At 38.7% G+C, this 22630-nt stretch carries 14 protein-coding genes and 1 pseudogene; 11 read left to right on the top strand and 4 right to left on the bottom strand.

Annotated elements, in window-relative coordinates; genetic code table 11:
- The first annotated feature begins 121 nt into the window (after positions 1 to 121).
- The 3 genes from ACIQ0H_RS12910 (at position 122) to ACIQ0H_RS12900 (ending at position 5085) form a co-directional block, all read left to right on the top strand.
- The gene (locus tag ACIQ0H_RS12910) at positions 122 to 1615 is read left to right on the top strand and encodes a hypothetical protein (RefSeq protein WP_403415234.1); all 1494 of its coding nucleotides are present in this window, start codon (positions 122 to 124) and stop codon (positions 1613 to 1615) included.
- 237 nt (positions 1616 to 1852) lie between these two features.
- Positions 1853 to 3103 carry a TerD family protein gene (locus ACIQ0H_RS12905; protein ID WP_403415231.1) on the top strand — a complete coding sequence of 417 codons (1251 nt, stop codon included), beginning with the start codon at positions 1853 to 1855 and terminating at the stop codon, positions 3101 to 3103.
- An 848-nt stretch (positions 3104 to 3951) separates the two neighbouring features.
- Entirely contained in the window at positions 3952 to 5085 is a 1134-nt protein-coding gene (locus ACIQ0H_RS12900; protein WP_403415229.1) for a DUF6688 domain-containing protein, read from the top strand.
- A 64-nt stretch (positions 5086 to 5149) separates the two neighbouring features.
- Here the strand turns inward: ACIQ0H_RS12900 and ACIQ0H_RS12895 are convergent, their stop codons facing one another.
- Positions 5150 to 5938 carry a hypothetical protein gene (locus ACIQ0H_RS12895; RefSeq protein WP_403415227.1) on the bottom strand — a complete coding sequence of 263 codons (789 nt, stop codon included), beginning with the start codon at positions 5936 to 5938 and terminating at the stop codon, positions 5150 to 5152.
- Positions 5939 to 6304: 366 nt separating this feature from the next.
- Between ACIQ0H_RS12895 and ACIQ0H_RS12890 the strand changes: the two genes are divergently transcribed.
- Positions 6305 to 8077 carry an aminopeptidase P family protein gene (locus ACIQ0H_RS12890; RefSeq protein WP_403415224.1) on the top strand — a complete coding sequence of 591 codons (1773 nt, stop codon included), beginning with the start codon at positions 6305 to 6307 and terminating at the stop codon, positions 8075 to 8077.
- A 104-nt stretch (positions 8078 to 8181) separates the two neighbouring features.
- Here the strand turns inward: ACIQ0H_RS12890 and ACIQ0H_RS12885 are convergent, their stop codons facing one another.
- A complete protein-coding gene (locus ACIQ0H_RS12885) occupies positions 8182 to 9570 on the bottom strand; it encodes a M14 family zinc carboxypeptidase (RefSeq protein ID WP_403415221.1) in 1389 nt (462 codons plus the stop codon).
- Positions 9571 to 10122: 552 nt separating this feature from the next.
- Between ACIQ0H_RS12885 and ACIQ0H_RS12880 the strand changes: the two genes are divergently transcribed.
- The 5 genes from ACIQ0H_RS12880 to ACIQ0H_RS12860 all read left to right on the top strand — a co-directional run bounded on the left by ACIQ0H_RS12880 (position 10123) and on the right by ACIQ0H_RS12860 (position 19527).
- The gene (locus ACIQ0H_RS12880; RefSeq protein WP_403415218.1) at positions 10123 to 10380 is read left to right on the top strand and encodes a hypothetical protein; all 258 of its coding nucleotides are present in this window, start codon (positions 10123 to 10125) and stop codon (positions 10378 to 10380) included.
- Between the two features lie 219 nt (positions 10381 to 10599).
- Positions 10600 to 10725, top strand: coding sequence for a hypothetical protein (locus ACIQ0H_RS12875; protein WP_403415216.1), 126 nt, complete (start codon positions 10600 to 10602; stop codon positions 10723 to 10725).
- Positions 10726 to 11098: 373 nt separating this feature from the next.
- On the top strand, positions 11099 to 12925 hold the full coding sequence (locus ACIQ0H_RS12870; protein ID WP_403415213.1) for a hypothetical protein: 1827 nt from the start codon (positions 11099 to 11101) through the stop codon (positions 12923 to 12925).
- A 176-nt stretch (positions 12926 to 13101) separates the two neighbouring features.
- The gene (locus ACIQ0H_RS12865; RefSeq protein WP_403415211.1) at positions 13102 to 14370 is read left to right on the top strand and encodes an MFS transporter; all 1269 of its coding nucleotides are present in this window, start codon (positions 13102 to 13104) and stop codon (positions 14368 to 14370) included.
- A gap of 369 nt (positions 14371 to 14739) precedes the next feature.
- Positions 14740 to 19527: a beta-N-acetylglucosaminidase domain-containing protein gene (locus ACIQ0H_RS12860; protein ID WP_403415208.1), complete on the top strand. Its 4788-nt coding sequence runs from the start codon at positions 14740 to 14742 to the stop codon at positions 19525 to 19527.
- A gap of 176 nt (positions 19528 to 19703) precedes the next feature.
- Here ACIQ0H_RS12860 and ACIQ0H_RS12855 read toward each other — a convergent pair.
- Positions 19704 to 19985 (bottom strand): annotated as a pseudogene (locus ACIQ0H_RS12855) (hypothetical protein); the annotation flags it as partial.
- Positions 19986 to 20087: 102 nt separating this feature from the next.
- Here ACIQ0H_RS12855 and ACIQ0H_RS12850 point away from each other — a divergent pair.
- Positions 20088 to 20861, top strand: coding sequence for an alpha/beta family hydrolase (locus tag ACIQ0H_RS12850; RefSeq protein ID WP_403415206.1), 774 nt, complete (start codon positions 20088 to 20090; stop codon positions 20859 to 20861).
- Positions 20862 to 21028: 167 nt separating this feature from the next.
- Positions 21029 to 21472: an ATP-binding protein gene (locus ACIQ0H_RS12845; protein WP_403415203.1), complete on the top strand. Its 444-nt coding sequence runs from the start codon at positions 21029 to 21031 to the stop codon at positions 21470 to 21472.
- 216 nt (positions 21473 to 21688) lie between these two features.
- On the opposite strand, the gene pgeF is transcribed toward ACIQ0H_RS12845, so the two are convergent.
- A complete protein-coding gene (pgeF, locus tag ACIQ0H_RS12840; RefSeq protein WP_403415200.1) occupies positions 21689 to 22447 on the bottom strand; it encodes a peptidoglycan editing factor PgeF in 759 nt (252 codons plus the stop codon).
- Positions 22448 to 22630 lie beyond the last annotated feature (183 nt).

Raw genomic sequence — 22630 nt, 5'->3', positions numbered from 1 at the left:
TGAAAAGAACTGCCTAAAATCTTTTTTAAAGCGTTTTAGGTGTTTTTTTTTGTATAATAAAATCAAATAAATACAGATAGATGGAGATGCACAATGAAATAAAAAGGATGGTAGATTTAATATGGCTAATCATAAAAAAATTAAGGAAGAAATAAACAGCTATACCGAAATAGCTGAAGTAATTAGATTTGCTAAGCTACATTATAGAAAATTAAATAGGGTAGAAAGAGCCCGAATTTTTAATCAAGTTATACAAGATAGACTAGTAAATTTAGAAAAGTTTAATTTTTCCTTGAGACTATCTGTAGAGTTAAGTTGTATATTTATTTCGTATAAGACTAGTATTATGAGAAGTTTTGGTAAGTGTAAATTAGATTTAGCTGCGGAAAAAGAAATATTTATAATTGTAATCGAGAAAATATATGAATTGGATTGTTCAAAGAAAGTAATTAATAATGGACTTGAAAGAAATGATCTTAGAAGATATTTTAATTATAAGTATGATTATCCTTCTATCCATGTGTATGAGTATTTTAAGTTATTTCAATATTTCGAAGAATTGTCCGAAGATATATACGGTTTATCTATAAATAGAAATTTTTATAATTTGCTTATCTTATTAGCATCAACAAAAAATCTATATATTAAAAACGAAATTTTGAAAAAAGAATTTGAGGGAAATGAGAATTTCGATAACTTATTTATAGATAGTTATGAAATTAATGAAAAAATGTTTATTGAAGATAATTTAAGAACCGTCTTTAAAGGAAAACTAGGAATAAAGTTTTCTGATGGTTTATATGTACCGCGAACACATCATTTATTCGAAAATATTTTAAGAGGAATTCTAGAAAATAAAAAATCTAATGACAAAAAAGGTGATGTTTTAGAGACATATTCAAAAGATATTATTGGAAATTTTTTCAAAGATATATATCATACCTCATATGACAATAAGGGAAATGAACAAGATTTAATTATAACATTTGAAGATATAATTTTATTCATAGAATGTAAGTCTCAAAATTTTAAAAGCATCTTTATAGAAGGAAAAGATGCAACATCAACAATAGAAAAACACTTTACAGAGGTTATTGTGAAGGCCTGTAAGCAATGTCAAAGAGGAAAAGAGTATTTGTTAAATAATAATAATGTTATTTATTATAATTCTAATAATAAAAAGGAGAGAAAAGAAGTACTAAAGATTAGTAAAACAAAAAATAAAAAAATCTATAAAATAGTAGTTGTACTAGACGAATATTTAGATTTAGCGGAGCTATCTAGTAGGTATTTAGAGGGAAAGTATAAAGATACATGGGTGGTTAATATTTTTGCATTGCAAAAAATATTGTGGACTTCCACTAGAATTAGTGGAATAAATACTTTTTTTGATTACTTAGAATATAGAACACAAAATTATTTAGCTATAGAATCATTGCATTCTGATGAACTAGCGCAGTTTGGGTATTGGATTTCTTCTAATTATAATTTTTACCCACGATTAGATTTAAATCTTAATATAATTGTAGGTAACAGATTTACTAGTGTATTTAAGGAGTATGATTCTTATTTTTTTGAAGAATTACAACGAGAGTTAAGAGTAATAAGTGAATAATTGTTGATAGTAAGTACAATTTTTCAAGGAGAGTAATGTAGCGAAATCCTCACTTAGAGATATCATGGTAAACCGTATCATAAGTAAATGAGGTTTTTAACGAAATTATGTCTTTCGGAGGTTCTGATAATTGAGGTGGGCGGTTCATAGTAGTTTCATTAACATTTTCTGATATAAGCTATTACAAAAGGATTTTGTAGTGATTTATAAAAATTGTTAGAGTAGGGAGTGGTTTAAATGAATCAATTTCTTCAGATAGGGGCAAATACAGTTTTAAGTTCTCCAAGTGGTAATGTTACTGTTAGCTACGAAATTTCTAATTCGATAGATATTTCCTTAACAGCTTTCCTTTTAACTGATTCAGACAAGGTACAAGGAGATAGCGGGATTATATTTTATAATCAACCAAAGAGCTCTTCTGGTGTAGCTACCCTTATACCATCTGAGAAAGTAGGTAATACAAAAGTACATAAAATTAATTTTGACATGAGTAAAGCCCCAGAGGGTATTACTAAAATAGCTATAACTCTTACAGAGGATAATAGCACGGGATTTTTAAATGTAAAGAATTTAATGGCCGAGATATGTACCGATAATACTATTATCCAGTTAGCCCCATCTAGTTTTACAAATGAAAATGGAATTGTGGTATTAGAATTATATCTAAGGAATGGTCAAACAAAGGCAAAATCAATCTGGCGCGGATTTGATTCTGGGCTTGAGGGGTTATGCGAAAATTACGGTGTTGAGGTTGAATCTGATGAGCAAGATAAGCCTTCTGAACCTAAAACTAATCAAAAACAAACCCAAAAAGAACCTACTAAGACTCTAACTGTTCCTGAAAATAATAAAAATAGACAAAACACGTTGTCAACGCTAAGCCTTGAAAAGGTAAAAGGTTTGGTAAGTCTCGACAAGGGTCAAAAGCCAGTTATCATTGATAAAACACCAGAAATTACTGCTACGGTATCTTGGGAGTCTGGGACAGATTATGATATATATGCTTTAGTCTATACAAAGGATGGTAAGCAGGTAGATGTAGCTATGTTTGGGGCAGAAGGAGCACCTTCCCTCAGGAGTTTTGGCAACGGAGCAGTGGAACATATGGGGGATGTCAGGAGAAATAATCGATCAACGAAGACAGAAGTAATTAAATTAAGGTTAAATGATGATATTCTCGCAGTTGTTCCTGTGGTTTATTCTGCTCAGTCAAATGGAACAGGGTCATTCTACAAATACAAAGTGTCCATGAGAATAGATAATCATAATGGAACCTCTGTTACTATATTCGCCAAGAATGCAAATAATAATGATAGAATTTATTCGTGTGTGCCCGGGATACTTCATAATACGCAAGATGGAGTTATTATAAATCCATTGGAGCTTTATAGTAAACCGAACTCAGAGCGTAGACCTAAACTTAAGATGGGGTCTACAAATACGGTAGAAGTTATAATGGATAAAGGTCCAATAAGTGATTACAAGTAGAATAGAATTATATAAAATTTGAAAATAAAATAGCTAGACAGACCTTTAATCATTATATGTTAATCTTGGGTACCAGGTACCGACACAATTCAGAATGGTGTCATAACCTGGTACCTTTCGCTTGTGAAGAACGAAAAGACCGTTTGGGAGGTATGTGCCAAATGGTCTTTAATTATTATGTCTTAAGGTAATTCCTACTTCTGATTAAACCTTTCCCCAGATGTAAACTTACGCATAGCCTCTCGCAGCGACGAAATCCAATTTATCGGAACTTTCGAACTAAACAAACGTCAAATTAGATACAACAAGCAAAAGGATGGATTTGAATGAAAGTGTTCCTTCAACTAAATCTAATTAGTGCGGCCTTCGGATTTTTATTTCTCATATCTGGCTTTGGCATCATACATAAATATGTTTGGCCAGATCTTTTCGGGTTGCCAGACGCTTTTGCTTATTACCTCCTAATTTTGTTGTGGGTGGTATTTCACGTCTTGTTTTTCAAGGTTGCAAAGAAACGAATGATCGGGAGTTTTTGGCACCTGCTTTCGATAGTGCTTTGGTTTCCGTATTTAATCATTTGGTCCCTTGTGATTTCCTCAGTGATTCCAGATGGTGTCTTGCAAGATCAAGACGATTTTGGGGCGGGACTCCTTCTTTTGTTTGTATCTGTATTTGTATATCCGGTCTACACAGGATTGACCGTTCTCTTCACAATTTTACTAGTACGGGGACGTTGGAGGAGGTGAGTGATAGCCCCTCCAACAAAAAAAGCCATATGAACAGGCATGTGATATAGCTGGAATTTCCAAACGATAGTATAAAAAATGAATGCAAAGGAGCGACTGATAGTGGCTTTTCTACTCGTCCTATTATTATCCTGGATACCGATTTACTCATTTGTAAGGCTGTTCCGCAGCTTTTACGGGGAAAATGAATCGGTTTCCGAAGATCATGCATCGAAAGAGAGTGCAATTGAAGCTTTGATCGTAACGGCCATTTTATTTGTGATGATGGCAGGGTATTACTTTAATGATTCCAGTGTAGTTGCCGGGCAGCCGTTGCGTATTTATGACATGACAGGGGAGTTGCTGGCTAATTATGCTTCGCTATCCAATACTCATGTGCCTACGTTGACTGTCTTTTTCGTGTTAAGTTATTTCGCTTATTGGTTGCTGCCAGCTGGGGTAAGCAAACTGTCTCCGGTTGTATACGTTATCTGCAGTTCGTTATTGATTGTGAATGTAGTCATTGCCTGCGTTTACATCATGCACACTGGTTTTTGGAATTATGGGAGCGACGTTGCTCTTTTACAAGTAGGGTATGGCTCTATCATTTTGTTGTATATCGCTAAGCTCAATGATTCGTTGAGACAATTTTTAACCATCCAACAGGAGCGAAATATCCAGTATACAAATAAGTTTTTACGGTTTCTGATGCAACTGTCTTTGAAGTATCAGCGAATTCCAGTGCTAGCCATGCTATTTGTATTTCCAGTTATCGTTGTTGTTCAATTCGTTTTAGTGTTATGGGGACAACGACCAGATAGTTTCATACAAGTTTTTCTGGATACGAGTAGCTATAACTATTCGAAAATCCCTGCGCCTCCTCCGGAAATGATTCAAGGTGATGGACATTATCTCTGTACGGTTTCTGCCATGGGACATAAGCGATTAGTAAAACCAGTACGTTCTGGCATACGCCACGGCGAACGAATTGTAGTGAATCGTCAATTGTTGATTGCGAATGCGTTTGAAAACATTCTCGAGGAATACACGCCCAACCTCCATAAAAGGATTCGTCGTTTTTACGATACCTATGGCTATCCAATCAGCAAACACATTCGAACAAAGGGCTCTGCAGATCTCGTCTATCTCCTGATGAAGCCATTGGAGTGGCTATTTTTATTGGTGTTATACACGGTCGATACAAAACCCGAAAATCGGATACATGTGCAGTATAGTGAATTAAGAAACGCGAAATAATCCTGATTGTCCTAATAAAATAACGTCTGCCACCGCGTGACATCCGCGGTGGCAATTTTTCAAATCACCTTGAATAAAACCCCTCAACCGCCACATCATACTCCATGAAAATATCGCTAAACAGCGCTTTTCCAACCAACTCGCGCAATACCCCAGAATAATAGCCCGGCAGGTTTCTTACAGACTTTTGCTTTGTTGCCTGAACTGCAATCTGAAGTGCTTGTAATGCCAATTGCTCGAACAGCTCACCTTTATCTTCGTAGATGTTAAACTTCAGCATTTGCGAAGATTGTTGACGGTAGACACCAAAGATCTTGCGTGCCAAAGCGTTCTCTCCGAGTGTTGAGGAAAGAAGAGATTTCATTCGCCCATAAAGTGTTGTGGGGAACTGTTCCGTAGGAGACGTTATATTAAGGTCTTTAGTAGTTATAGATTTAGAAAATAACGGTTCAGTTTCAGAATTCGATGGCTGTGCCTCGTTGTACTCAGGCTTTCTAGCGTCGTCCCGACTGTCCATTTCCCCCTGCTCATTAAAAGGTGAAATGACGTAAATGTTGGCACCAAGACCGCTCATGACGGGACGGATGAAGTGAATACGCTTAATGATTCCGAGTTGTTCTAGCTTACGAATGATGCGACGGATTGTGGCGTTGGATTTAGCTAAGGCTTTTTCCATCGTGTTGTGTTTCAAGTGAGCTGCGCCGTATTTGACGGAGTAACGGCGGATCATATCGAGAACAGCCCGGTCAGTGTTGTTCATGCAGTTCCAGTGTGCTGAAATGTGAAGCTTCGCCGCTTCGTCCATATCGTCTTTGTTTGTGAAGTAGGCGTAGTCAGTTAAGTATGTGGTCATTTTTGTAGTCCCCCTTTACCCTTTATATAGAGAAAAAATCGGGAAAGTGGACACGTTTTAAAAAATAAAAAAAGAGCCTCCTGAAAAATGAGGCTCTAGTGATTTAAAAGCTGAATAAAGTTAGCGTTTCTTCGGCTGGCGGGAATTAATTTTAAGTACCAGGTACCGACGCAATTCAGAATGGTGTAAGTACCATTCACTACTATTTAGTATTGTGTTAATATTTGATATAGTTATTCGAATCTAGAATAGACTTCAAAAATGCTAGGTAATGAATAAATCTGTACGAAAAATCGTCAAGTTTTTAATTGCCATACGATCGTGAAAAAGAGAATGTAGTCTTAAGGAAAATGGGGGATTTAATTAATGAATATCAAAGACAGAATCGAAAAGTTAAGACAGGTAATGAAAGAAAATCAAATGGATGCTTACATAATTCCTAGTTTTGATGCACATCAGAGTGAATATGTAGCAGAACATTGGAAGGGTAGACAATGGATCTCGGGATTTACGGGGTCTGCAGGTACTGTCGTGATTACCTTAGAGGATGCTGGGTTATGGACAGATGGTAGATACTATATTCAAGCAGAAAAGCAGCTTGAGGGTTCAGGGATCCGATTATTTAAAATGGATCCTGGGGTACCATCTTATTCAGAATGGCTAGCCGATGTTCTTCATGAAGGAAACAGTGTGGGCTTTGATGGAACTGTTTTTTCAACGAATATGGTTAAAAAGATGGAAAAAGATCTACAAGCAAAGAAAATCGTATTAAAAATGAATCAAGATCTAATTGGCGATCTGTGGGAAGACAGACCGGAGATTCCTAAAGGACCATTATTCACGCATGACGTAAAGTATGCAGGTAAATCACGCGTAGAAAAATTAAATGAAGTAAGAGAAGAAATGAAAAATAAAGGAGCAAACTACTATATTTTAACGTCCCTTGATGACATTGCATGGCTTTTGAATATAAGAGGGGCGGATGTGCCTAACAATCCAGTTGTCATCGCGAATGTAATCGTGGCAGAACAGACATGTACTTTATTTATTGATGCTTGTAAGGTTCCTTCTTCGGTTAAATCAACACTGGAGGCTGAAGGTATCGAGTTAAAAGCGCATCAAGAATTACAAACATTCTTGGGGAATATTTCAAGCGAAGATGTTGCTATGTTAGATCCGAATAGAACAAATATCACATTGTATAATGCGATTAACGACCATACAAAGAAAATTGAAAGCCCTGACATCACAACACATTTAAAAGCGATTAAAAATGATGTTGAAATAAAAAATATGAAACAGTGTGAAATAAAAGATGGTGTAGCCATGGTGAAATTTATAAAATGGCTAAAAAACAATGTAGACAAAGAAGAAATCACAGAGATTGCTGCAGAAGAAAGATTAGAAGATTTCAGAAGCGAACAAGAAGGATTTGTTGGACCTAGCTTTGATACGATAGCGGGTTATAAAGAACATGCGGCGATGATGCATTATAAGGCCGAAAAAGAAACGCAATTTACGCTTAAAAATGAAGGACTATTTTTAGTTGATTCAGGCGGGCAATATTATGATGGAACAACAGATATTACACGAACCATTGTTTTAGGAGCACTTACCGATAGAGAAAAAAGAGATTATACGTTGGTGTTAAAAGGGTTTATTGCGTTAAGCTCAGTAAAATATTTACACGGAACTACAGGCGCTAACCTAGATGTTTTAGCAAGACAACCGATCTGGCAGTATGGGATAGACTATAAATGTGGGACAGGGCATGGGGTAGGCTTTTTCTTGAATGTTCATGAAGGACCACAAGGTATACGGAATAATAATTATGTACCTTTTGAAAAGGGGATGGTTATTACCAACGAACCGGGAATATACCTTGAAGGTGAATATGGCATTCGTATTGAAAATTTGCTGTTAGTCGTTGAAGACGAAACAACAGAGTTTGGTCAATTCATGAAGTTTGAAACAACTACGTATTGTCCAATTGATTTGGCGGGGATTCATACAGATATGTTAACCGAGAGTGAAAAGCAATGGTTAAACGATTATCATCAAGAGGTATATACGAAGCTAGCTCCTCATTTAACTGAAGAAGAGTGCGAATGGCTGAAGGAAGAAACTAGAGAAATCTAAATAGGTATTGCTGAATACAAGTATTATTTTTAAATCCGGGGTACCATTAACTAAAAAATACCCATTCGCGGCAAGAAATATCCTTGCCGCGAATGGGTATTTTGTTATTTTGAGTTCCACCTATTCAGCAACAGATTAGCATCTCCATTGAGTCTGTTATAGACAGCTGAAGTCACTACGCCTTGTTGCCTGTAGTGAGAAAGTACAGTTTTAAATGACTCTAAATGCTTGACCATTTTCTCAGCATTTCCAGCGTTTTCAAACTGCTCCAATACAGCTAACTGGTTTGCTAGTATACGAGAAGCACTGGCAGTATTGATGGCACCCTGTTTCGTATACAGTCCAATCAAATCTTTCATGTCAGTTGTATTATCTGTCCAATATTTAGGTATTTCAAGGAAATCATTACTATTCAACTCATCAATAGAACCATCTACCATACGATTGATAATCCCCCATAACCCATTTTCAACACGATCAATCAATGCCTGATCGTAGCCAACTTGAGGTTGTTGTCCAGGCATTTCGAATAGGACGCTCGCCGTTCCGTTAAGGGCAAATGCACTTCTAGCTTGTCCAGGGTAGTCTCGTTCTTGGAAGTGAACATATTGAACAACGCCATTCTCTTCTTGGTCGGACAATTCTTTTACGCCGAGGGCAGCAGCCAATGCGTAACGTTTGGATTTTTCTTGATCTAATAATGCCCACTCATCGTATTTGCCACTATCAGCTGGACCGAGTGGTGGGTAGTCAATTGCGATTGTAGCAGGTTCACCTGTTTTGTTGGTCACTGGCGTTCCCATGTGATGAAGGTCAACGAAAGCTTCGACATGACCAAACTCAACTTTCAAGTCCAGATAAAGATCTCTCAGAGCTTGAGACTCTGAAGTTATGAAAAAACCGGGGTCAAGGTCAGTTCCAGGGAAATCCTCTGCTCTTGGTACGTAGTTTAAATCTGCACTAAAATCACGGTTGACGTCAAAACCGCTGTTTCTTGCATTATAGTACCAAGCAGGAGCAGAATTTTCTAGTTGTGGGTAAGTAGCAATCACTTCTTGCCAAGGGAAAACATTTTGACGTTGCGTTAAAGCAGCACCATCAGGGTTAAAACGGGGGACAGCCACTATTGTGAGCTTATCACGAACACTTTTAGCGAAGGCGCTATCGCCAGCAAGGGTTTCTAATAAGCTTACAACTGCTTCAGGACCACTCTTCTCATTTCCATGAATGTTGCCGTTGATCATGAGCACTTGCTTACCCGTTCCAACACGAGCAGCGTAGATATCATTTCCTTGAGAGGTTTGTCCCATGACTGTAACCTCTACATTTCCGTTACTGGCCTCTTCAATTGCGTTTAACCTTTGAGCAAGATCCTCATTGCTCATCCAATCAGGTGCCGTATTGGCTGCAGCAGATGTTCCGCTTATCGGCATCAACAAGATCATTAAAATTGCAGCAAAAGATACGATTTTTCCCCAAATAGTAGTTTTCATAATATCCTCCCTAAATAATATTTTATAATTACATGATTCTTGTTAAATGCTTGTCCTGCTTTACGACGAGTCCCTAAAATCCATTTTGATAGGCACCTCCTTAAATGATTGGAAAATATTCTATCGATTTGTACCCCTCTAACAAACAAATAAGTCTCAATTAATGCTATAAATTTTAAGTTCATGTTCTGAACGATTCGAAAAAAGCTCCGGTATACCAATGTATGCTACTTTTTCTTTTGTTATTACAAAATACCCTACTATTTTATAATCTTGGATACCAGGTACCGGTACAACTCAGAATGGTGTCAGTACCTGGTACCTTTCACTATTACACTCATCATAAAAATAGAATCAATTTACGCCCAACACCTAACTAAAGAAACCACCAGGAATCCATCAATCAATTAGCGATAGATTCCCGGTGGTTTTTGTTGATGAAAAAATAACTTTAAAAATAATTTCACTTTCGATGTATCCTTTTCCTCAACCCTGCTCTATCTAAATAGTAAGAGGGGGTGTTCAAAAAATAGATAAAGCAGGTGAAGGATTATGGAGCATGGTTGGTTAAAAATTCATAGGGTGCTACTTGAAAAGCCGATTTGGACAGAGGCAACACCCGAGCAGAAAGTAATTCTTATGACGTTGCTCATGATGGCGAATCATCGTGAAAAACAATGGGAGTGGCAGGGGGAACCGTTTACGGCCCAACCCGGGCAATTCGTCACTTCGGTGCCATCGCTTGTAAAAAAATGCGGAAAAAACATCAGCTTACAGAAAATCCGAACGATACGGATTTCTAACAGATGAATCAACACCACGTAATCGATGGATAACTAGTGTAAATTGGGGTGTCTATCAAGGTTTAGACGAAGTTGCAACAGACGCATCAACAGACAACCAACAGACGGTTAACAGACAGGTAACACCTAACAAGAATGGAAAGAATGAAAAGAAAAGGTATACTCGCGATTTCATCTACGAGGCGTCCTCTGAATTTTATCAAATGGCGCTAGCCCTCTTTATAATGTGAAACAGAATTATTCAGGCATAAAAGAACCGGACCTCCAAAAATGGGCGAATGGCATGAGGTTGCTTGTTGAACGCGATAAGCGAACGGTTGAACAAATTCCCCGCCTGATTGCATGGTCTTGACAGCATGCGTTTTGGCACACGGTTGTACTTTCACTCGCATCACTAAGAAAAAATTGGGATCGACTATTTGTGCAGTTCAAGCAAGAACATGCATCGCGACAGGGACAAGTGCAACAGTACCAGAACAATGCGATGGCTGAAATTATCTTGGATTTCACGAAAGGAGAAAAAGCATGATTGTGGAAAAGGTCATGTTAGGGTCCAATTTCGCATACCTGTTGTTCATTTTGGAAGGTATTTCCCTGCTATATGTTGTATCATTATGATGATAGAATCCATAAATTTGTAAAAGTATAGATTCACAAAAAAGGAATCGAAAACGAGTACAACTGCAAAAAATACTGTATTCCATTCCTACTCCAAGGAGGACTCTATGGGTTTTAAAGAAGAATTTAAACGTGAGATGCGTAACGTGATGAAAGACGTAGAAAAAGAAGTCCATAAATCGTGGGAGATGGATTACAAAGGGCATCGTATTGAAGTGATCAACCAGATGAAAGAAGAGTTACTGATCATTGATGGTGTAACCGTTGATCGAAATAAACGAAAATCTATATTGTCCCATATTATCCCGTATTCCAAGTTATCAGGGACGCTTCTTCTGCAAGATGGTACAAAGCATGTCGTTTCCGTTAAACTCGGCGGTTATATACGGTTGAATTGTATTGTGAAAGTGGATAATGAAACGATTGTACAAGACTCACTGAAGTTAGACTTTCTGCCTTGGGATCATAAAGAAAAAATTGTTCCCTATATTCAAGAGCAAGTTCAAACGCACAACAAAATCGTCAATGATCAATTACCCGATGAAGACTATTTGTATGATGAAAATGATCCGCGATTGGCTGCAGGTTTATCTGATCATGTTGTAGACGACATTCCTACACCATTTTACGTAAAAAAACTGCTGAAGCTTTTTGAAGAACAGCTCCAGGATCCGACGACCAAAACACGAAAAAGTACATACGACAAAATCACTTTTGACAATATAGCCAACTACGGCGAGGAATTCATTGAACGATTCCAGCAAGCTGATTTTAACGAATCTCTTGTACAACAAGAAGCATTATGGCTGCTTGAGAATGCTGCACATCGAGAGGTTGTAAAATTTTCAATCACTGTACTCGGTTGTACGGATTGTGAAAAATACAAAGAGCTGTTATTCACATTAGGTATGCATGAAGAGTTCACGCCGTATGTCCTGTTTGCATTGAAAAATGGCACAATCGGGGCAAACAACCAAGTGTGGCAACTTGTGCAGCGCGTTCATGGGTGGGGGAAGATTGCAGCTGTTGAAGGATTGGATGCAACAACGCCAGAAATTAAACACTGGTTACTGACAGAGGGTTGTAGCAATCGCATTATGAACGAATATTTAGCTTATACTTGTGCCGTAAAAGGAGAACTTGATGTAGCGCTATATGAAGAAACGATTTCAAAAGAGCTATATGATGGAGCAGGTCTGATCATCCAAGCCCTACTGAGTAAGCGTGTAGCCGCAGGTATCGACGATTATCCGTATGCAAGCGCAGTTCTTTCCCGCTTCGTTTACCACGCGCGAATATACTGCGAAACACTCGAAGATTTTTATCCGCTAATGAAAATCAGTGAATTTTTACATGCCGATGATGAGGTTTGGGAAGATCGATTTAAGGAACAGTGGAAAAAGTATGAACGTACTTCTGTTGAACAAGCGATTCAACCGTTTATCAATGATCCTAAATGGCCAGAGCTTGTCAGGAGTGCACTACAACAAGAAGACGATTTAAAAGCATTTGAAATAGCTCTCTTCTATCAATTAGACGTTACGCAGAATTTGTTTGATAGGCTAGAGAAACATCCTACAAACAGTGAACTATATGTAGCGATTATGGATACAAATAATCGTAAGTACATCGAAGACATCTGTACATTTGCGGAAAAGCATTTCTCGTTATCACGTCTGTCAAACGAAGAACAGTATAGTCTGCAATGTATTGTTCAAGGTTTGTACGAGTACGAAGGAGTTGGACTACCACTGATTCAGGCCGCTCTTGCATCAGATAGTGGAAGTTTACAATACCATGCACTCAGTGTGCTAGAAGGATGGTCGCCATCGTTTTCACAACAACCTGCTATACAGGAAATCATTAAAAACATTGCTATGACGACAAAAGATAAAGAAGACCGTCAGCTTGCGAAAAGATTGTTGGAAAAGTGAAGAAGGAGGTGTCATAACCTGGTACCTTCCACTATCCACCAACTATCAAACAAATAAGGTGCCTGATTCTTAACAAGTAAATATTGTTGAGAATCGGGCACCTTATTTTATTTCACGTAATCTCCAGTGGTATGAACCATAGAACCATATAGACCGTGCCTGACATTATTGGTAGTATGAGAAAAGTGGGAATACTTTTAAATAATGCAGATATGGAGAATAAAATGAAGAAATTTGTATGGATTGCTTGTCTCATTTATTGTTTGAATGGGTTTGGTCATATTATCATTGGGACCGTTTTAGAACCCATGGTTGATTCGTATGGGATTCATTACAGGGATGGCGGACAGTTGATTATGAATCAATTTTTAGGTTTTTTAGGTGGAGTGATGTTCGCACCGCTCATCGTCAATCGGCTTGGTCGGAGAATGACGATTTTCCTTGCCTTACTCAGTTTTGCCCTTTCCCAGTTTGTATTTAGCGTCTTACCTAATTGGAATGTGATGTTAGCTATAGCTCCATTTGGTGGGGCGGGAATAGGGATTGCTGAGACAATTGTGGCCTCCCTTATTATTGGCCATTTAAAAGAAAAGAAAGCTACGACACTTGTCATCGTTGAAATATTCTTTGGGGTAGGCGCATTAGCGATTCCGGTCGTCTCTGCCTTTTTGATTATGACAGGTGTATGGAGTTTGTCGTTTACATTTGTAGCCGTGTTTACTTCGATCATTATGCTACTCTGGTTATTTCTCTCATTTGGAGAATTGGATCCGATTTTAAAAAGACAGACGAAGGCTTTGACTGAAGACGGGAATAAACCTGCGAGAAAACGTTACTCTAAAAAGCAATTACCGATTATTGCGACGGGTGCGTTGTTTTTCTTTATGTATGTGGGAACTGAAATGGTTTTGCCGAACTATTTGCCGACAATCATGAGCAAAACAACGAATTTAGATGCATCCACGCTGGCCTTAAGCATTACGGTCTTTTGGGCAGCTATGACACTAGGACGTATCAGTATGACCGGCATCATAGATCGAATAGGTTATAGCAAGCTCTTTATTATTTGTTGTATTGGTCAGTTTTTTAGCCTATTGATGTTCGCTTATTCAACCTCTGTCATGTTTAGCTTTATCTCCATATTTTTAACGGGTTTATTAATGGGAGGAATTTTCTCGATTGGGCTCTTGATTGTGAATGAAACGTCTAAAGGATTAGAGGAATGGACAACAAGCATACTGATGGCAATGGGGGGATTAGGTGGCGCGTTCTTGCCAAGAATTGTCGGAGAACTGATAGATCGATACCCAGTCAGCGTTGTCCTATGGTCACTCGTATTATGTGCCTTTATTCTTGCGTGTTTAATGGGCGTTATTTTTTACTTCAGGAAAAAGGCAATGGATGTTAAGGAATTGCAACCGGGAAAAGTGAGTAATGTTGTATAAGCTACGGTGATTCATTCAAAAGGCGATCCCTACAACTCGGAACGTACATTATTCGGAAATTGAATCAACTAGCAAATAAATAGGGTGTCTGGTTCTCAACAAGTAAAAATTGTTTGGGAACTAGACACTTTTTTTACTAAACCATTTACTGGTCTAGTCAGATAATTTAGTCTAATAGTATTGATAATGTTTAGAAAAAACAGTAAAATTAGTCAGGGTGTAGAACTTCTGTCTAACGCTAGCGTATACGTTTGGTAGACCTAGCAGGACTAGATTATATCTCTTTGAGAGGAGTTGGGATTGAGAAGATTTAGGGTGGAATGGGTGGAATGGGTGAATGGGTTTATTTATTATATGGGGGGATTCAGGTTGAGAAGAAGAAAAACGTCAATCATCAGCTTTGCATTAATTTTTACAATGTTCATGAGTACGATACTTGGGACAAGTGGAGGGACAGTCGTTGCATTGGCTGCAGGGGATACGAAGGAAACAAAAGAAACACAAGATACAGAGGGGTATTCTCTTTATCCAAATCCGCACGATTTACAATATAATCAGCAGTCTTTTGAAGTAAGCGATGCGGTCAATGTCGTATATGAATCAAAAGTAGATGCCTACACGAAAAAAAGAGTAGAAGAAGTATTAGCGATTAAAAATATCACTTCAACTGAATCTAGTGAAATTGTTCCAGGTAAAACGAACTTTTTAGTGGGTATTCATCAGTCAGGTGAATATGTAGATCAGTATTTTACAGACGAGCAATTGACGGATGAAGCAACTTTGGCGAAGCTCGATGCCAATATCGTTTCCATCAAGGATAATGTCATTGCTATATTGGGGAAAGATGTCGATGCTGCTTTCTATGGTGTAACGACTGTTAAGCACATTTTCAAACAGATGCAGGACCGTACGATTGAAGAATTAACGATTAAAGATTATGCAGATGTAAAAGGTCGTGGATTTATAGAAGGTTATTATGGGGAACCATGGTCAAATGAAGACCGTGCTGATTTAATGACTTTTGGTGGAGAATTCAAGATGAATTCTTATATCTATGCGCCAAAAGATGACCCTAAACATAATGGTAAATGGAGAGAATTATACACAGAGGAAGAACTAGTTAAAATCGCGAAATTAGCCGAAGCGGGTAATGCCAGTAAAACTAGATTTGTGTATACATTACATCCATTTATGAATAATGCCATTCGTTTTAATACGGAAGCAAACTATCAAAATGACTTAAACATTATTAAAGCGAAGTTTACCCAATTGATGGATTCTGGTGTTAGGAAATTTGGTATTCTAGCTGATGATGCGGGAGTTCCTGCGCAGGGGGCACAAACGTACGTGAAATTGATGGTCGATTTGACTGATTGGTTAATCGAGAAACAAGCAGAGTATGACGGTCTCGTTATCGATATGATTTTCTGTCCAAATGATTATATGGGATGGGGAACGAGTGGTCAAATCCAGACATTAAGAGATTTGCCGGCGTCTGTGAGTTTGATCCAAACTGGTGGAAAGGTTTGGGGAGAAGTGTCAAATAATTTCACCTCAACATTTACCCAAAATGCCGGAAGAGGGCCATTTTTATGGATTAACTGGCCTTGTACGGATAACTCTAAGAGCCACTTAATTATGGGTGGACATGAAGTGTTCTTACAGCCTAATGTTAATCCTGAAAACATTGAAGGAATTGTATTAAATCCAATGCAGCAATCGGAGCCAAGTAAAGTAGCTATTTTTGCGAATGCTGATTATGCATGGAATATATGGGACAGTGCTGAACAAGGACAGCGGAACTGGAACGACTCATTCGCTTATATGGACCACTTAAACATCAATGAAACACCTGCTTCAAACGCTCTAAAAGAGTTGTCTAAGCATATGATCAACCAGAACATGGATAGTCGTGTAGCTAAGTTGGAAGAATCAGTAGAATTAGCGCCAAAGTTGAATGCTTTTAAAGCTGCTTTAGGTAAAGAAGCCATTTCGGAAAAAGCAGCAGCTTTAATTACAGAATTCGAGATTATTCGTGATGCGGCAAAAACGTACAAAGATAATCCTGGTAATGCTAGAACGAGAGACCAGATTATTTACTGGTTAGATAGTGCAGTGGAAACAGCCGACGCAGCTATTTACCTTTTAAAAGCGGAGATTGCTCATGAACAAGGTAACAAGGCTGCAACTTGGACAAATTATAGTAAAGGACAAGCTGCATTCTATGCTTCAAAGAATCATCCGTTTCGCTATATTGATCATTATGAATATGCGGAAGTAGGCGTGCAACATATCGTACCGTTTATCAAAACATTGCTAAATGACGTATCGGTTAAGGTCCAATCAATCGTTAATCCGGATATTAATATAGCTAGCGTGATTACAAATCGGACAGATGCTCCGACGGGGAACTTAACGAATCTGTTGGATAATAATTTGAAAACCGAAGTGGTCTTTAAGAACCCGAATACAATTACGACTGGTACGTATGTGGGGGTCCTCTACGAGAAGCCGTTTACAATGAATACTGCACGATTTGAATTGGGGGCAATCAGTAATAAGGCTGATACCTTTACTGCAAGTAAGGCGCAATACACAGTAGACGGGAAAACGTGGATTGATATCGAAGGTGCCGAATATGGGCATGTCAATCAAGTCGTTTTAGATAATTTAAATCTTACGGCAAGAGGAATTCGTTTGATCGCTACAGTGGATCGTCCGAATACTTGGTTTGGTATTAAGGACATTGTCATTAATGAGCAGCAGAAAGCGGACGATGAGGAACTAGAAATGAACGTAATGGTTCCAAGTCATTTTAAAGTCTATCAAGGAACAGAAGCCAATTTATTTGATGGCAATGACACAACTTTCATTTGGTACAACCCAACAGGCGTGAAAAAAGATACGTCTGTCGTTGGTGACTATATTGGCGTGGATTTATTGAAGGATAGGAAATTAGGCAAAGTTTCCTTCTCTGTAGGTAGAGATAACGGTGACAAGTGGACAAATTATCAGTTGGAATATTCAACTGACAATGTGACTTACACGAAGTACAAGGAATATCAAGGTAAGGCTACAGGCATGGACAAAATTGAGGAAGACTTGACAGGTGTTCAAGCAAGATATGTTCGCTTGAAAAACTTGAAAGAGGTTCCGGTATGGCTAAAATTCAGTGGGATTCAAATTGAACTTGCCAAGAGCTGGGGAAGCTCTGAATTTACGTACACAAATAACGAGCAATATAAAAATATCATTGCCCAGCATACGCTTGAAAATACAAGCTTAAGCGAGACAACAAATATGACACTGAAGCCACAAGAATATGTAGGTGTAAAATTAGAACGTCTTAAAGAACTGGACAATGTGCAGGTATCTGAAACAAGCGGGAAGTTGACTTTACAAGCTTCAGCGAATGAAGTGGAATGGACAACACCTGAAGAGGGAACGATTGCCCGTTATGTAAAAGTAATGAACAATACCAATGAAGATATCACATTTGATTTGAATGAATTCAGTGTGTCATCGAAGGAATTTTACGGACCAAGCTTCGTCGAAACGACGATGGGGATTTCGTCTGCCTATGGTGATAGTGATTCGAGAAACACGGGTACATTACTCAACGTCTTTGATAAGAATTTTAGAACGAAAACACAGTTCGCAGATTATCAAAGAAAAGGACAGTATATTACCTATTCTGTAGGAGAGCCTAGAATTTTTAATAGTTTACGTATCTATAACGAAGAGAATACGATTAACTACATCCGAGACGCCAAATTACAATTGTCGATGGACAACAAAAATTGGACAGATGTCGTTACGTTAGGCGATGGTGTCGATAATCTGGCTGGAGGGAAACCAGATTACGCAGATATGATTGCAGATGGATACACGCATGATTCTGCGAATCCAGGAAATTATTATTTTGGCAACGATAATATCGGAGGTATTGAAGCTAAGTATATTAGAATTATGTATACGGCAAATTACGGAGCAAGATTTGCTCATATTAATGAAATTCAAATTAATAACGGTGAATTTGTGAAGACGGAGAACAATCCAACCTTTGTTGCGGATCCAGTTGAAGAAGAAGGATTTGCCCCTAGTCGACTATTTGACGGCAATTTGACTACAGCCTTTAAACCGGATATGACGGACCGAACAAATGGATCACTCACTTACCGTCTATCAGAAAAAACAGATGTAACAGCCATCACGATTGTTCAAGGTTCAAATACCATTTCGAACGCTATTGTGAGTGCTAGAGTCGGGGAAGACGAATGGGTTGAGCTGGGAATTCTAGGGGATAGTCTCAATACATTCTATAATTCAACCTATAGTCATATTTTTGAAATTAAGTTGACTTGGGGAGATGTTCAACCAGTCATTTATGAAATGAACATTTCAAACAATAAAGACCTGATCCCGGCGGTCGACAAAGCAGCACTGACCAAAGTGATTGAGGAAGCAGACAAGAAAAAGCAAGCTGACTATACTGCCGAAAGCTGGACGGTATTTAGCGACGCATTAGTAGCAGCTAAAAAAGTGAACGAAAATCAGAAAGCGACGCAAGCTGAAGTAGATGCAGCAACAGATGCATTAACAAATGCATTGGATAACCTTGAAATCAAAAAATCAGTCCCTGAACTACGTGTGGAAAATGCAACAATTACCGCAGGGGATGATTTGGATTTACAATCGCTTATCCTAGTGGCTAAGGATTCTAAAGGAAATGATGTCACAGATTCCGTAAGCATTGATAAAGGTAATTTTGATAAAAACGTACCAGGTATTTATGAAATTACGTTCACTTTACAAGAAGATGGATTTGATGACGTTGTGATGTTAGCAACTGTAACTGTAAAAGAAGGATCAGTTCTTCCTGTAACAGCTATAGCTGATCTCCAAAAACTAGTTGCCCAATTTGAAGAATCAGGTCAATTTACAAATGCACAAGCTGTAAAGACTGTAAAACTTCAATTAACAGCATTAGTCCAATTTGAGAAAACAGGAGATAACCCAAAAGTCGTCAAACACCTAAACGGATTTAAAGATTTACTTGATTACCTAAGAGATAAAGAACAGATTTCTATTGAAGCCTATAAAACGCTCAAAGACGGTGCAAATACGTTGATCGATAAATATGCTAAAGGTCAATGATCTAAGGGAGAAATAAAAAGAATCCCTACGCTCAGACTGCAGACAAACTCCAGAAATTCAGGGGTTTGCCTGCAGTTTTTTTACAACTAGAAAAGTGGATTTCCGTTGCGAGCGGATGCTTTCTGCGGGCATGGCTTCAGCATGAATTTTCGACTCGATGCTAAAGTGCAGGTTTATCAGTTACACCTGTACTGGAATGCGGGTTCTGTTTGAATATAAAAAGCATTTCTGACTTGTGCACACCAATTGGCAAAGGCGGATCTCCATTCGGGTGTTTGAAAGAACTGCTCAACCGATTGTGTGTCAGAATGCCATACGATAAATAGGTTGAGGAGGGCAATGCCTCCTGCCCAAATGCCGTTATTTGCGTCGGTATCTTCTTCCCTAACTAATAATAAGGGTAGTCCAAATTGAAAGGCCATTGATGGTTCTACTTGCGAATAAACGGATCCTTGCCAGTTGGCTTGAAAATAGCTGTCTAGAGCAGTGATTAATTGTTGCAGTACGATTAAACATATGCCAGAGTTAACTATAGTCACGGGTAGAAAAGGAGCACGAAGATGAAACAAAAGAAGTCGTTGAAGTTTAAAGTTTTCACGGGCCTTGCTGCTTTGGTAGTCCTGTTAGTCGCGGGATTTTTTATGTACGTCGGTTCATACTATAAGGCTGGTTCAGTGGCTATGGATAGTTTGAAATCCGACTCTGTTGTTAAAGTTGTGGAAAATGGAGATATGTTATTTGAGCCAGTGTCTAATGCTGAAAATATAGGATTTATTTTTTATCCGGGAGCAAAAGTAGAAGCCTCAGCGTATGCAGCGATGGCGAAAGAAATAGCAGCAAATGGCTATCCCGTTGTGATTGCAAAGATGAACTTTAACTTAGCCATTTTATCGCCTAATCGAGCAGATCGGATCATAAGTGATCATCAGGATATCGACACGTGGGTGATTGGCGGACATTCTTTAGGCGGGGTTATGGCGTCAGATTATGCACTTCACAATGATGAAATAAGAGGATTAGTCTTGTTGGCCTCTTATCCGCAGGCTAAAACGAATCTTAGCGGTGAACCGATAAAAGTCTTATCATTATGGGGAACCAATGATAAAGTTGCAGATCAACACAAGGTAAAAGAGGCCAAAAAGGTAATGCCAAGTGACGCGGAGTTTATAGAGATACAAGGTGGAAATCATGGAGGATTTGGGGATTATGGACATCAAAAAGGGGACGGAGAACCTTCCATCACCAATCAACGGCAGATGATGGATACATCCACATACATTATAGAACTTTTGGATAGTCTACACGAGGAATCAAAAAAAGTGCCGGTCAATTAAAAGAAACGTCATGGTGGGTCATGCCACAGCCAGCCGCTACAATCCAACATATAAATAGAATAAGAGGTAGTTCCCGCAAATATATTTGTGAAAGGGACTACCTTTTTTGCATAGGCATGGATGGGCGTGGGATATAGATCGATTTTGCCGGAAAGGAGTATAGTCCGATGAAGGATAAAAGCGACATTATGGAGATCATTCAGCAATTGGAATATCATATTGCAGATGATTTTGAGGCGCAGGACCTAGACTTTAAGCAATGGAACTACAGTGCTTTGGAGGAGAATATAAATAAAATGATTAAATACACGGTTTGCATGGCAAATGGAGGCGGCGGAAGTGTTGTGTTCGGTGTGGCCGACAGAATGCGAGGGGTAGATAATGTTTTAAAGGGCGTTCCATTTGATATAGACATAAAGGAATTGCAGAAAAAGATTTACGAAAATACAGACCCGCACATCATGCCATTATTTCAGGAAATATTTTATAATGACCATACGATTAGACTATTAGTCATGAATGTCTTACCTGGAGTACCGCCCTATGCGATGATAGACGGGAGCGCGACCATTAGGCAAGGAAAAGAATGTTTACCATACAAAATCGATTAAAGGTGCCAGGTACCGGGACAATTCGGGATTGTGTTGGTACCTGGCACTGTTCAATTACATATGTACAAGTCTGATTGACCTGAATGTCCCTTGAAAAGGTTATCACCTCATGCCCTGTTCGCTTACATATAGGGAGATGGTGTGCCACAGCGGAATGTGCGAATAAAAACAGTGTCTGTCACACATAAGGTGAGCAGGCACTGTTTACTTTTTTCTTTATTTTTTTACAATAAAACTCAAATGCCGCCCACACTTCTTATCCTCTCGATACGAAAATCCATCCAAACTCGTATGCGTGCACGTCCGATCCATCGCAATCCGCTCCGCAGGAATTCCTGCCAACTCACATTGTTTTTGGACAGTCAGCTGATTGTCGATATGATACTTGCGAGTTTGGTCATTGTAAGTCATGAACTCATCCGCATAGCCGAGGTTTTTAAATTGTAGATAGACGTCCTCATCCACTTCGAACTTGTCCTGACTCAGTGCAGCACCAATCTGGACGTGGAAATCACCTGGGTTGCTTTGTTCAACTTGTGCCAAATGCTCGAAGAGTTTCAAGGTGATTTCTTTGACGGTACCTTGCCAGCCGGAATGGATGACGCCAATGAGGCCCTTCGCTTCATTGTAAAAAATCACGGGGACACAATCGGCTGTGAAGCTGCATAATACGAGATTGGACTCATAAGTGTACAGGGCATCTGTATCCGCGATGGCGGTGTCTACTTGCTGAGCGCCTCGTCCTTTGTCGGCAAGTGTTACGCGGTGGAAATTGGCGCTGTGGGTTTGCTGGGCACACACGAAATCATCTAGCTTGGCATGCAACGATGCGGCTAATTTTTTACGATTATCGAGTATGTGAATAGGATTTTCGCAGGCATGAAGGGCCATGTTGTTGTGTTCTAACTCGGTTGGGTCTTTCATCGTGATGCCTGCGATTACTTTGTCGTTGTTTACGTACATGTTTGTTTTCATATCATCACCTCATTTCACTATATAGCAGTATTTGGCTGGTGTATAGGGTGGTTTTATCAGTGGAATGGGGGTTCTCACGGACATAGCGATGACCCTTTAGTATGCCAGATCAGTTAAATTAACAAAGTTTTATCTATTTTGTTAACCAATTCTCAATCCTTAGACTTCAATCGTATATAATTA

Origin of the sequence: Sporosarcina sp. NPDC096371 (assembly GCF_044762865.1) — a bacterium.
In the GTDB taxonomy this organism is placed as follows: Bacteria; Bacillota; Bacilli; order Bacillales_A; family Planococcaceae; genus Sporosarcina.
The sequence above is the reverse complement of the archived record's forward strand: the minus strand, read 5'-3'. Positions and strand labels throughout refer to the sequence as shown.